The following is a 12,435-nucleotide window of genomic DNA, read 5'->3' as shown; positions in this document are numbered from 1 at the left end:
TTAAGAAGTGGTGCAGCTTAATGAACCTTAATCCCTTAATGGTTTAAAATGTTTTTCTGTTTCTTGAAATTTGTATTAATCAATAATATCAAACCCACAATATGAACGTAATACTTCTGGGATAACGATTCCTTCTGGAGTTTGGTAGTTTTCTAAAATTCCAGCAAGAACTCTTGGTAAGGCCAATGAACTTCCGTTAAGAGTGTGTGCCAATTGGTTTTTCCCGTCTTTGTCTTTGAAACGCAACTTCAAACGATTGGCTTGAAATGTTTCAAAGTTAGATACAGAAGAAATTTCCAACCAGCGCTCTTGAGCTGTAGAGTACACTTCAAAATCATACGTCAAAGCTGATGCAAAACCCATATCACCGCCACAAAGACGTAAAACTCGGTACGGCAATTTCAATTCTTGAAGAATGCTTTTTACGTGTTCTACCATTCCATCGAGTGCTTGATATGAATTATCAGGATGCTCAACACGAACGATTTCTACTTTATCAAATTGATGCAAACGGTTCAAACCACGTACATGCGCTCCATAAGAACCCGCTTCACGACGGAAACAAGGCGTATAGGCAGTGCACAAAACCGGTAATTCATTTTCAGTTAAAATGACATCTCTAAAGATATTGGTTACGGGAACCTCAGCCGTTGGAATCAAATACAAATTATCGGTTGCGTCATGGTACATTTGCCCTTCTTTGTCTGGTAATTGTCCAGTACCGTATGCTGATGCTTCGTTTACTAAATGAGGGACTTGATACTCTTTGTAACCCGCATCGGTGTTTTTATCTAAAAAATAAGAAATTAACGCACGTTGCAAACGAGCTCCTTTTCCTTTATAAACAGGGAATCCAGCACCTGTTATTTTATTCCCTAATTCAAAATCAATGATGTCGTATTTTTTCACCAATTCCCAGTGAGGCTGCGCTCCTTCGTGCAAAACAGGAATATCCCCTTCTTGGAAAACGTTTAGATTTTCTTCAGGCGTTTTTCCAACAGGAACTATATCTGCAGGAAGATTAGGTAGGGTGTATAATTTCTCGGTTAATTCATTGGCCAAAGCGACTGCATTTTCGGCAAGAACTTTACTCTTTTCTTTTAACAGAACTGTTTTTTCTTTTAGAATAGCGGCTTTTGATTTTTCGCCAGCTTTCATCAAATCTCCAATGTCTTTGGATAATTTATTAGATTCAGACAAAATACCATCTAGCTCTACTTGTGTAGCGCGACGTTTTTCGTCTAGTTGTACCACTTCTTCAACAACAGATTTGGCATCCATATTTTTTTTTGCCAAAGCGTTGATTACTTTCTCCTGATTCTCTCTAATAAATGCAATTTGTAACATAGTTTGATTTTTATAACTAAATAATGGAAGCAAATTTAAGGAAATGTTTGATAACAACTAGACAAAGTTTGTTTTGTGTACTATTTTTTGGTTTGCTACTATATAATTTCACTAATTCTAAAAACAAAACTCTTTTCAAAAAACAAAAAAGTGGGAATTATGAAACTAAAAACTTTTATAATACAACAGACAATTATTTAAAAAACGGTACGTTTGTATTGTAATTTAAATAAAAAATCATGAAAAAACTTATTCTAATAATTGCCTTAGGTTTTATATCGAACGGTGTATTTGCACAAGCTCCTCTTCAAGAAGGTGGAGTACAATTAAACGCAGGTGTTGGACTTTCAGGCTGGGGAGTTCCTGTCTATTTTGGTCTTGATTATGGAATCGCTAAAGATTTCACTCTAGGAGGTCAAATCTCTTTTCAAACTGATAATGACCCGTACTATTATAACGACAAAAATTACAACTATAATTCTACAGCAATAGGACTTGGGGCTAATGGAAATTACCATTTCAATCGTATATTGCATATTCCAAGTAAATTTGACTTCTATGCTGGAGCCAATCTTACGTATTATATCTGGAATTATGACGACTACGACAACAATCCCCATCCTGACAACACTTCACTAGGACTTGGAGCCCAAGTAGGTGGTCGTTATTTCTTTACCGATAAATTTGGTATCAATCTAGAATTAGGAGGAAACACAGGTACTAGTGGTGCTAAATTTGGAGTTACTTTTAAACTCTAGCATTATTAAATATAAATTTCAAAAAAAACCATCTGAGAAAATCAGATGGTTTTTTTATACAATCGCTATTACTTAACTCTTTTAAAAGATACAGAATGAGATTCGTTGGTCAAAGCATCAAAATAGGTGCCTAAAAGCAAGTCTTTTTCTGGCAAGTAATTTAAAGAAAAACTAGAACCCGGATACTTGTCTTCTCTAAAAAGAATATAAATTCTCAAAACATCAGAAGAGTTTGTCCAAACTGCTTTTTCAATATTAATCATTTTAGGATTATAAAATTCAGCCTTTAACAGTCCATTATTTAGGATTTCTGAAATATTTATTTCACCGGCTGCATCAATTCTACCCCAAACTCCCTTAATTAAATTTTCATCTTGTTGGTCGGTATGTTTTGTACCAGTCAAATTCTCAAAAACAACATTTGCATTAGGATTTTCATTTTTTGCACTAAGTTGGTAAGACTGCATCGGCAATAGAAATAAGATTACAAACAACCTTGACAGGATTAATAGAATAGTAGTTTTTTTCATAGCTGTTAGTTTAATGGATAGAATCAACTCAAAATTATTGAACTTCTTAACTCTTGATAAAGGAAAACGTCCCCTTCAAAGACCTTATATTTACAATATATAAAGATATTTAATTTTTATATAAATCATTCCAAAAATATCTAAAATATTGATATACAGAAAAATACAACCCAAAAAAACACAACAGATTTGTGAAATTTGCGAAAGATCATTATCTTCCTATAATTATGAATTCTGTTAAAATTTTTCAAATTTACAGCTATACAATCGTTTATGCAGAATCATTCCATACATTTGATACCATAACTAAATACACAATGAAAAAAATACAGTTGTTTGCATTATTTGTTTTAACAACCCTAGGGAATGCTCAAAATAGCAGTAACCATTTGCACGAAATTGCCACTACCGAAATGAAAATGGCAAGCAAAAAAATGAATTTGCTTACCAATACCCACACACAAAACTACGACATCACCTATCACAAACTGGAGTTTACGGTAGATCCAGCGAATTATTATATTTCAGGAAAGGTAACTACCACCTTTACGGCATTATCGGATCTTTCAACAATTACATTTGATTTAACCAATAAATTGACGGTAAGCAAAGTCACCAAAGAGGGGTTCCCTTTAACTTTTACACAAAACGCCAATAATGAATTGGTTATTACCTTACCAAGCGTGCTTAATTCAGGAGCTTCGGCAACCGTTACGATCTCGTATTCTGGCGCTCCCGCAAAAGAGGAAGAAGCTTTTACCACATCAACCCACAATGGTTCACCCGTTTTATACACTTTATCCGAACCTTATGGCGCAAGAGATTGGTGGCCTTGCAAACAAGATTTGAATGACAAAGCTGACGCAATTGATGTTTACATTACGGCACCATCAGAATATGTGAGCGTCTCCAATGGTGTTGAACCAACCGCACCTGTCATTTATGGATCCGTGAAAACTACCCATTTCCATCATGGGTATCCTATTCCCGCCTACCTCATCGCCATAGCGGTAACCAATTACAGTGTGTATAACCAAACAGGAGGAACTGCGCCCAATCAATACCCAATCATTAATTACATCTATCCAGAAAGTTTAGCGTCTGTAAAAACGCAGTTAGACCAAACGCCATTGATTCTGAATTTATTCGAAAACCTTTTTGAAATCTATCCTTTTCACGCCGAAAAATACGGTCACGCCCAATTTGGCTGGAGTGGCGGAATGGAACACACTACGGTTTCTTTCATGTATAATTTTGACCGAAGTCTAATTGCTCACGAAATGGCACACCAATGGTTTGGGGACAAAATCACTTGTGGCAACTGGAAAGACATTTGGCTTAACGAAGGGTTTGCCACTTATGTTGCTGCCTTGGTAATAGAAAGTTTTGATGGTCAAGCGCCTTTTGTAAACGAAAAAGCAAAAATGATCAACAACATTACCTCCCAAACCAATGGGGCACTGTATTTGACCGATGCAGAACTTACCGATACCAATAGAATTTTCAGCTCTCGGTTAACGTATAATAAAGGTGCCATGGTATTGAACATGCTCCGTTTCAAAATGGGAGATGCTTTGTTTTTTCAAGGAGTTAAAAATTATTTGAAAGACGTCAATCTTGCCTATAAATATGCGAAAACCCCCGACTTGCAAGCGCATTTCGAAGCTGTGTATGGCAGCAGTCTGACCGAATTCTTTAACGACTGGGTGTACAATCAAGGGTATCCAATTTACAATATCTCGGCTCAAAATTTAGAGGGCGGTCAAGCCAAATTTACTGTCAATCAAACGCAATCGGATCCATCGGTTTCCTTTTTTGAAATGCCAGTGCCTGTTCGTGTTTTCGGAACAGGTGGCCAACAATTGGATTTGGTTTTGAACAATACCGTTAATGGAGAAATTTTTATTAAAAACGTACCTTTTAGCATTACAAGCATCACTTTTGACCCTAATAAAAATATTGTTTCAAGAAATAATGCAGCTACTTTGGGAAGAGAAAAGTTTGAATTGGAGCGCATAAAACTATATCCAAATCCTACTAATGACACTATATCTCTTGATTTACCAAATGATCTAACAATCAAAAAAGTAATCTTTTATAATGAAAGAGGACAAAAGATAAGAGAAACAAAGTCAGAGGTTTCTTGGAATGTTACTTCACTGCCTTCAGGGGTTTATTTTATGAATATAATTACCGATTCTGGCACTAAAAAAATGAAGTTTGTGAAGAATTAAAAAACAATTTCGCGGAGATGCGCGAAACAACTAACGTATTGGCTATTCTCTTTTAATCTCGTGACCCACAAATTCTTCCAAAGCGGCAAACATATCGTCTACCGAAAGTACTTCGAAATCGGGGTGGGTTTTTAAAAAATCGGCATTCAAAGTAACCAGATTTTCTTCGATCTCGAAGAAAGTGTCGTTATTGAGCAAATCTCTTATGGGATTTACGCCTTCCAATTTCCCTTTCAGGAATTTATTGAGCTTTACGCTGCTCATTAGTTTTATCTTTTTACTTTGTTGTTGGAATAATTCCAAATGTTTCGGGGCGCCAACGAGTGCCAAACCTTCCTCTATCAATTCGTTTAATTCTTTATTCCAACCCGAATGGTGAACAAATTGCGGAAAATTTCCAGTAACATATTGAGAGTAATAATAATCCAAATAATAACTCATCAAAGCATCCTCGTGAATCAAATCATCATTTACTCCTTCCTCGCGCATTAAGTTGATGACCGAAATATTGGAGTGAACCACATCTTGAAGATTTTCACTGTTCATTGCTGTTTCTGAAATAATTATTCTGCCGAATTCCATACTAGTTTTGTTTAAATACTAAAGTGCAAATTTCAGTTAAATTAAAACAGAAAAGAAATCCAAATTGATTTATCTGAAAACAAATTGGCTACTCCGCTTTTTTCTGATTCATTTTTGTGACCAAAGCTTTCAACCGCAATGCTTTTTCTTTTTTCTCTTCTTGAAGTTTAGACTTTTTCCGATTTAGCAATTTGGTATGTAAAGCCTTGTTTTTGGTGTTTTTTTCGGGTCCTTTTGCCATAATTTATACGCTTCGATAATTTCGTTTGCAAATATAAACAAAGCTATGGTAAAATGAGAGACCAATTAAAAACCCAAATGCCCTAGCCCCGATAGCAGTGAAAATCCTTTTGTGCCGGTTTTCGGTACAAAAGATTGCAACGAATAGCGGGAAATAGCTCCTAATCCTTCGACTTCGCTCAGGATGACAATAAATAATTGCTTATTTTTGCACCCAATAAAATTGAGTTATGATACAGAATCCAAAAAGATATACCATTACAGCGGCATTGCCATATACGAACGGACCGATTCACATTGGCCATTTGGCGGGGGTTTACGTGCCTTCGGACATTTATTCTCGTTATTTGCGTTTGCAAGGAAGAGACGTTTTGTTTGTTTGCGGAAGCGATGAACATGGCGTGGCTATTTCGATGAAAGCCAAAAAAGAGGGCATTACGCCACAAGAAGTAATTGATAAATACGATGGAATTATTAGAAAATCATTCTCTGATTTCGGTATTTCATTCGACAATTACTCCAGAACTTCGGCGAAAATTCACCACGATACCGCTTCGGAATTTTTCAAGAAACTGTATGACAAAGGTGATTTTATTGAGGAAGTAACGGAGCAATTATATGACGCCAAAGCAGATCAATTCTTGGCAGACCGTTTTGTGGTGGGAACTTGCCCAAAATGTGGTAATGAAGAAGCCTATGGTGATCAATGCGAAAAATGTGGTTCTACGCTAAATGCAACTGATTTAATCAACCCTAAATCGACGATTACGGGTGAAACTCCAATTATGAAATCGACGAAACACTGGTTTTTGCCTTTGGACAGATATACTGATTTCTTAACAGAATGGATACTTGTTGGACATAAAAACGACTGGAAACCCAACGTCTACGGACAAGTAAAATCTTGGATCGATGGCGGATTGGAACCTCGTGCGGTAACCCGTGATTTGGACTGGGGAATTGACGTACCGGTTGAAGGTGCCGAAGGAAAAAAATTATACGTATGGTTTGATGCGCCAATTGGGTACATTTCATCGACCAAAGAATGGGCTTTACGCGAAGGAAAAGATTGGGAACCGTACTGGAAAGATCAAGATACGAAGTTGGTTCACTTCATTGGGAAGGACAATATTGTTTTTCACTGTGTGATTTTCCCAGCGATGCTAAAAGCCGAAGGAAGTTATATTTTGCCAGACAATGTGCCTGCAAATGAGTTCTTGAACTTGGAAGGAAACAAATTGTCGACTTCTAAAAACTGGGCCGTTTGGTTGCACGAATATTTGGAAGACTTCCCAAACCAACAGGATGTTTTGCGTTATGCATTGACATCGAACGCTCCTGAAACCAAAGACAATGATTTTACCTGGAAAGATTTTCAGGCGAGAAACAACAACGAATTGGTAGCCATTTATGGAAATTTCATTAATCGTGTGGTGGTATTAACCAATAAGTATTACAACGGAATCGTCCCTCAACCAAATGAATTATCTGAAGTTGACGAAGCTACTTTGACAGAATTGAAAGCCTATCCAGCCGTGATTTCGAGTTCATTGGAAAGATACCGTTTTAGAGAAGCTTTGGGCGAAATGATGAATGTAGCTCGACTTGGAAACAAATATTTGGCTGACGAAGAGCCTTGGAAAATGGTTAAAACTGATCCAGCTCGTGTACAAACCCAAATGTATGTTGCGTTGCAAATTGCTGCTGCATTGAGTTCACTTTGTGAGCCTTTCTTGCCATTTACAGCTACAAAATTATCCAGAATCTTAAAAATAGAAACACCTATAAACTGGAAAACGATAACTGATTCATCCGATTTAATCCCTGCTGGTCATCAAATTGGGGAAGCCGAATTGCTTTTCGCCAAAATTGAAGACGAGGAAATTCAGAAACAAATAGACAAACTAGAAGCGACTAAATCTGCCAACAAAGCAGAAAACAAAGTAGCGGAACCACAGAAAGATCTAATTCAGTTTGAGGATTTTGCCAAAATGGATATCCGTGTGGGAACAATCCTGGAAGCGGAAAAAATGCCAAAAGCCAACAAGCTTTTGATTTTGAAAGTAGATACCGGAATTGATGTTCGCACGATTGTTTCGGGAATCGCCGAGAGTTTCAAACCGGAAGACATTGTTGGAAAACGTGTAACCGTTCTCGTGAATCTGGCACCAAGAAACCTTCGTGGCGTAGAAAGTCAAGGAATGATTTTGATGACTACTAATGCCGAAGGAAAATTGGTTTTTGTAAATCCTGATGCAGATGGGGTTGGGAATGGGGAAACGATAAATTAAATTCAACCGCAAATTCGCAAATTTTGATTCAATATAAAAAGAATAATTTGCGAATTTGCGGTAAAAATAAATAAAATAAACCTCAAAAAGTTTCGCAATTTTTAATTCAATATAATAAAGAATAATTTGCGAATTTGCGGTAAAAACAAAAACCATGAACCTAAAAGTAATTGCCTTCGACGCCGATGATACCTTATGGATCAACGAAACCTACTTTGATGAAACCGAGAAAAAATTCTGCGGTTTGATGGAAGATTACCTGTCGCATCAAGGAATCTCACAAGAGCTTTTCAAGGTGGAGATCGAGAATCTAAAATTATATGGTTACGGCATAAAAGGCTATATCCTATCGATGATTGAAGCGGCGATGACCATCTCAAACAATACTATTCCGATCGAAATTATTGAGAAAATCATACAATACGGAAAAGAATTGCTTGAAAAACCGATTGTTTTGTTGGATGGAGTCGAGGAAACTTTACAAGCGTTACAGGGGAAATACAAATTGGTGGTTGCCACCAAAGGTGATTTACTGGACCAACGCAGAAAATTACACAATTCGGGTTTGGGGCATTATTTTCACCATATCGAGGTGATGTCAGACAAGCAAGAAGTAGATTATTCGGATTTGATCAAACGCTTGGAGATACAACCCAATGAGTTTTTTATGATTGGTAATTCCCTAAAATCGGATGTTTTACCGGTTTTGGCCATTGGCGGACACGCCGTTCACATTCCGTTTCACACCACTTGGGCACATGAAAAAATAGACCATAAAGTGGAACACAAAAACTTTCAAGCATTTGAAAAAATAACAGAAGTTTTAACGCTATTGGAATTATAAAAAACCGTTTAAAAACATACAAAACCTGGTTATAATACTTTTATATTTAGTATTTTAGCTAGGTTTTTAAATTTAAAAGCACTTCGTTAAAAAGGTTTGCACAACTATAGAATTTGACATCAAAAAATACTAAAACTATGAAAACACTTTTAGACCTAGACAATTGGAATCGAAAAGAACATTTTCTTTTTTTTAAACAAATGCAAGAACCTTTTTTTGGAGCAACAGTAGCCATTGATTGCACCAAAGCGTATGAAACTTCCAAAACGCTAGGCACTTCCTTTTTTATTTATTATTTGCACAAAACCCTGAACGCGATGAATGTTTCTGAAAGTTTCAGATACCGCATTTCGAACACCCATATCTACGTTCATGATCGAATTGATGGATCGGCAACGATAAGTCGTGCCGATGGTACTTTTGGGTTTTCTTTGATCGAATATCATCCTGATTATGCGATTTTTGAACAAACAGCATTGACCGAAATTGAGCGCATTCAAAACACAACCGGTTTATTTACTCGGGAATTCAATGAGGACAATGTCATTCACTTTTCGGCCATTCCTTGGTTAGATTTTACTTCGCTTTCTCACGCTCGAAACATGACTTTCCCCGATAGTTGTCCCAAAATATCTTTTGGAAAAATGACAGTATCCGAGGCCGGAAAAAGAACAATACCCATGTCAATCCATGTACATCATGGATTGATGGACGCCCTGCATGTGGGACAAATGGTTGATTATTTTCAGGAAATAATGAATCAGTAAATACAATTGATCTAAAATGGAATCCGTTTTTTTGGCCTCGCTTTAACCCAATTCATTTTAGTCCAAAAGCAAAGAACACAATGAAAAAATTAATCGCTTTTTTGATTCTAATACAAAATTCCCTGCTTTTTAGCCAAACGGTATTGACTAGCTATCCATTAGAACTAAAAAAATCAAAAGAATACAAGCAAATCCTAAATGCCGAAAACACCAATACACACGATCTCTTTGTATTTGCATCCGACAAAGAAACCGTTACAATATTAAAATACAATAGCGCTTTATTTCTGTCCAATCAATATACGCAAGCACGTCCCGATTTAGACTATAAACTATTGACTGGTTACAGTTTCAATGACGAGGAAAACCCAACGCTTTATTGGTCATCCGAGAATTTAAAAAAAATGATGGCCGTTCAATATGATTTGAACACCAAAACCACCGCTGTTTATAATTATTACCTTTCTTTTTCTAATGAATCGATTGTAACCCAATTTCAGGAAAACAACACCTTTTATATTCTTTCACAAAAAGATTTAGAACAAAAATTGGTACTGTATGTTTTTAAAAACGGAAAAAAAGAAGAAAAAACACTGGATTTCTCTTCCTTTAAATTTCAAAACAGAAATACAAAACCTTTAACATTGAATCAGATCTTAGAAGTTTGCCCTATTGAAAAAATAGAAACCAATCAGTTCAATCCGTTGTTTAAAGGGACTCAAAAAACCAAATTGTATGTGTTGAAAAACAGACTGCTGCTCACTTTAGACCATAATTTTAATGAAACGCAGGTATTCGATATTGACTTAAGCACTTTTGAAATTCAAGAAAAAAAGTTTCTACAACCCGCTACAAAAAAGCAAATTGGGTTAGCCAATTCTTTTTATCATGAAAATAAAATATACCAACTTAATTCTAATGACGATGAGCTATTGCTAGAAATAAAAGACTATAGATCGAAAGAAATCATCAAAAACCATCAAGTTTCAAAAACCGACACTATTACCTTTAAAAATTCTCCTCTATACATTCAGATTGACAATCAAAAACCAAGAGAAGTAAAAAACACAGCCAAGTTTCTGCAACGACTATTGTATATGAATACCGGATTAACGGTATATAAAACACCCAAAACTATCTTGGTCACATTGGGAGGTACAAGTGACCCCCAGAGCAATTATGCGGATCTTTCGAGAAGAATAAATGCTGCAGTTGATGCAAATTCTACAGATGTCGCTTATGATTTACTAAACAATGCAGGACCGACAACGGTTTACTTTGAAAGCATATTCGATAAAAAACTACAACAAACCAAACAAGAGCAAGAGCCTCTTGCCATAGATTTTATATCTCGTTTCACGAATGAACATACCGAAGTTTCTTTGGGAAGCACTATCCGATTCAAAAACTATTATATTTTCGGGTATTATGATATGTATGCCAAACAATACATTATGCGTAAGTTTACTGATGGATTTGACCCTTCGTTTTAACCCTGATTCCACTTTATAAATCCTGATGTTCCGTAAAATTGTACTGCTATAGAAAAGCTTTTATTCAAAAAAAGACATCCGTGAATATTTTTTTTTAACTTTACTAAAAACTAAACGCCATGCTATTAAAAAATATTGAAACAGCACTAAACAAACAAATTCGTATAGAAGCAGAATCTTCTCAAACCTATTTATCCATGGCTTGTTGGGCCGAGGTAAATGGACTGGAGGGAATCGCACAGTTTATGTACGCTCAATCGGATGAGGAGCGTTTGCACATGCTTAAATTGATCAAATACGTAAACGAACGTGGCGGCCATTCTCAAGTTACCGACTTGAAAGCCCCAAAAACAACATACGAAACCTTCAAAGGAATGTTTGAAGAACTATACAAACATGAAATTTTTGTTTCGGACTCTATCAATGAGTTGGTACATATTACGTTTGAAGAAAAAGATTACGCCACTCATAATTTCCTGCAATGGTATGTAGCAGAGCAAATTGAAGAAGAAGCAACAGCCAAATCAATTTTGGACAAAATCAACTTGATTGGCGACGACAAAGGAGGATTGTATCTTTTTGACCGAGACATTCAGCAGCTAACGGTTAATCGTTCTGGCCCAAAAGCATAAATTAGCTAAATTTTATTTAGTGTCTAAAGCATATTTATCCTACTATTAATCTTTTGCCAAATGAGTAAAAAAGATAAAAAAAAGGAAAAGAAAAAAGACAAAAAAAAACATCCTGAAAATATTAAGACAGCAAAAAAACTCAAATCAAAATGTTGTGAAAAATATAAAAAAGGGGAGGATCGTCGTTGTGATCGTTGCCCGATGTTTGATTTGCGCAAGAAAAAAAACAACCATTTATAAATAGAGTAAAAAAAGAGTCCCGCGGGACTCTTTTTTTTTATGGAAAAAACTTAAACCTACTTCCCTAGTAGCATAATCTCGCTAACCACCACTTCGGTGATGTATCGTTTTTCACCGTTCTTATCCTCGTAGCTACGGTGGGTTAGTTTTCCGTCTATGGCAATTTGTTTGCCTTTGGTTACGAATTTTTCAATAATCTCGGCAGTTTTTCCCCAGGCAACCACAGTGTGCCATTCGGTTTGGTCTACTCGTTCTCCTTTGTCATTTTTGTAACTGTCGTTAGTGGCGATAGTCAAATTGGCTAATTTTTTTCCTCCCTCAAAAGATTTGATTATAGGGTCATTTCCTGCGTTTCCGATTAATTGTACTCTGTTTTTCATGGCGTGTAAAATTTAAATGTTAGTGTGTATAAATTATTTTTTTTATTGTCATTGAAATTGACATTGCTATTGACATTGCTTTGTTTCATTTCGACAA

The 12,435-nt window shown here is 36.0% G+C and carries 13 protein-coding genes; 8 read left to right on the top strand and 5 right to left on the bottom strand.

Annotated elements, in window-relative coordinates:
• Nucleotides 1-75: 75 nt before the first annotated feature.
• Entirely contained in the window at nt 76-1,347 is a 1,272-nt protein-coding gene (gene serS / locus DB891_RS02470) for a serine--tRNA ligase (protein WP_116760200.1), read from the bottom strand.
• 239 nt (nt 1,348-1,586) lie between these two features.
• Here serS and DB891_RS02460 point away from each other — a divergent pair, with 239 nt between their 5' ends.
• Nucleotides 1,587-2,105 carry an outer membrane beta-barrel protein gene (locus DB891_RS02460; RefSeq protein ID WP_116760196.1) on the top strand — a complete coding sequence of 173 codons (519 nt, stop codon included), beginning with the start codon at nt 1,587-1,589 and terminating at the stop codon, nt 2,103-2,105.
• 68 nt (nt 2,106-2,173) lie between these two features.
• Here the strand turns inward: DB891_RS02460 and DB891_RS02455 are convergent, their stop codons facing one another.
• Nucleotides 2,174-2,635 carry a hypothetical protein gene (locus DB891_RS02455; RefSeq protein ID WP_124019478.1) on the bottom strand — a complete coding sequence of 154 codons (462 nt, stop codon included), beginning with the start codon at nt 2,633-2,635 and terminating at the stop codon, nt 2,174-2,176.
• A 317-nt stretch (nt 2,636-2,952) separates the two neighbouring features.
• Here DB891_RS02455 and DB891_RS02450 point away from each other — a divergent pair, with 317 nt between their 5' ends.
• Entirely contained in the window at nt 2,953-4,869 is a 1,917-nt protein-coding gene (locus DB891_RS02450) for a M1 family aminopeptidase (protein ID WP_116760363.1), read from the top strand.
• Between the two features lie 42 nt (nt 4,870-4,911).
• Here the strand turns inward: DB891_RS02450 and DB891_RS02445 are convergent, their stop codons facing one another.
• Together DB891_RS02445 and DB891_RS17545 are read right to left on the bottom strand one after the other, a co-directional pair.
• Nucleotides 4,912-5,451, bottom strand: a complete 540-nt coding sequence (locus DB891_RS02445; protein ID WP_116760193.1) for a DMP19 family protein — start codon at nt 5,449-5,451, stop codon at nt 4,912-4,914.
• 88 nt (nt 5,452-5,539) lie between these two features.
• On the bottom strand, nt 5,540-5,692 hold the full coding sequence (locus tag DB891_RS17545) for a hypothetical protein (RefSeq protein ID WP_189337084.1): 153 nt from the start codon (nt 5,690-5,692) through the stop codon (nt 5,540-5,542).
• Between the two features lie 229 nt (nt 5,693-5,921).
• Here DB891_RS17545 and metG point away from each other — a divergent pair, with 229 nt between their 5' ends.
• From metG to DB891_RS02415, 6 genes are all read left to right on the top strand, one after another.
• On the top strand, nt 5,922-7,982 hold the full coding sequence (metG, locus tag DB891_RS02440; protein ID WP_116760191.1) for a methionine--tRNA ligase: 2,061 nt from the start codon (nt 5,922-5,924) through the stop codon (nt 7,980-7,982).
• 154 nt (nt 7,983-8,136) lie between these two features.
• Entirely contained in the window at nt 8,137-8,826 is a 690-nt protein-coding gene (locus tag DB891_RS02435) for an HAD family hydrolase (RefSeq protein ID WP_116760189.1), read from the top strand.
• Nucleotides 8,827-8,963: 137 nt separating this feature from the next.
• Nucleotides 8,964-9,593, top strand: a complete 630-nt coding sequence (locus DB891_RS02430; RefSeq protein WP_116760187.1) for a chloramphenicol acetyltransferase — start codon at nt 8,964-8,966, stop codon at nt 9,591-9,593.
• A gap of 80 nt (nt 9,594-9,673) precedes the next feature.
• The gene (locus DB891_RS02425; protein ID WP_116760185.1) at nt 9,674-11,086 is read left to right on the top strand and encodes a hypothetical protein; all 1,413 of its coding nucleotides are present in this window, start codon (nt 9,674-9,676) and stop codon (nt 11,084-11,086) included.
• 119 nt (nt 11,087-11,205) lie between these two features.
• Complete coding sequence (locus DB891_RS02420; RefSeq protein WP_116760183.1) at nt 11,206-11,718, top strand: ferritin; 513 nt, start codon at nt 11,206-11,208, stop codon at nt 11,716-11,718.
• 60 nt (nt 11,719-11,778) lie between these two features.
• The gene (locus DB891_RS02415) at nt 11,779-11,958 is read left to right on the top strand and encodes a hypothetical protein (protein ID WP_116760181.1); all 180 of its coding nucleotides are present in this window, start codon (nt 11,779-11,781) and stop codon (nt 11,956-11,958) included.
• A gap of 56 nt (nt 11,959-12,014) precedes the next feature.
• On the opposite strand, the gene DB891_RS02410 is transcribed toward DB891_RS02415, so the two are convergent.
• A complete protein-coding gene (locus tag DB891_RS02410) occupies nt 12,015-12,338 on the bottom strand; it encodes a single-stranded DNA-binding protein (protein WP_116760179.1) in 324 nt (107 codons plus the stop codon).
• Between the last annotated feature and the right edge of the window lie 97 nt (nt 12,339-12,435).

Origin of the sequence: Flavobacterium laiguense, from assembly GCF_003097655.1 — a bacterium.
In the GTDB taxonomy this organism is placed as follows: Bacteria; Bacteroidota; Bacteroidia; order Flavobacteriales; family Flavobacteriaceae; genus Flavobacterium; species Flavobacterium laiguense.
The sequence above is the reverse complement of the archived record's forward strand: the minus strand, read 5'-3'. Positions and strand labels throughout refer to the sequence as shown.

Bases quoted from the DNA above. Each gene is read 5' to 3' on its own strand.
- DB891_RS02450 (WP_116760363.1), top strand. From the start codon at position 2,953: ATGAAAAAAATACAGTTGTTTGCATTATTTGTTTTAACAACCCTAGGG.
- serS (WP_116760200.1), bottom strand. From the start codon at position 1,347: ATGTTACAAATTGCATTTATTAGAGAGAATCAGGAGAAAGTAATCAAC.
- DB891_RS02415 (WP_116760181.1), top strand. From the start codon at position 11,779: ATGAGTAAAAAAGATAAAAAAAAGGAAAAGAAAAAAGACAAAAAAAAA.
- DB891_RS02435 (WP_116760189.1), top strand. From the start codon at position 8,137: ATGAACCTAAAAGTAATTGCCTTCGACGCCGATGATACCTTATGGATC.
- DB891_RS02425 (WP_116760185.1), top strand. From the start codon at position 9,674: ATGAAAAAATTAATCGCTTTTTTGATTCTAATACAAAATTCCCTGCTT.
- metG (WP_116760191.1), top strand. From the start codon at position 5,922: ATGATACAGAATCCAAAAAGATATACCATTACAGCGGCATTGCCATAT.
- DB891_RS17545 (WP_189337084.1), bottom strand. From the start codon at position 5,692: ATGGCAAAAGGACCCGAAAAAAACACCAAAAACAAGGCTTTACATACC.
- DB891_RS02410 (WP_116760179.1), bottom strand. From the start codon at position 12,338: ATGAAAAACAGAGTACAATTAATCGGAAACGCAGGAAATGACCCTATA.
- DB891_RS02430 (WP_116760187.1), top strand. From the start codon at position 8,964: ATGAAAACACTTTTAGACCTAGACAATTGGAATCGAAAAGAACATTTT.
- DB891_RS02445 (WP_116760193.1), bottom strand. From the start codon at position 5,451: ATGGAATTCGGCAGAATAATTATTTCAGAAACAGCAATGAACAGTGAA.
- DB891_RS02420 (WP_116760183.1), top strand. From the start codon at position 11,206: ATGCTATTAAAAAATATTGAAACAGCACTAAACAAACAAATTCGTATA.
- DB891_RS02455 (WP_124019478.1), bottom strand. From the start codon at position 2,635: ATGAAAAAAACTACTATTCTATTAATCCTGTCAAGGTTGTTTGTAATC.
- DB891_RS02460 (WP_116760196.1), top strand. From the start codon at position 1,587: ATGAAAAAACTTATTCTAATAATTGCCTTAGGTTTTATATCGAACGGT.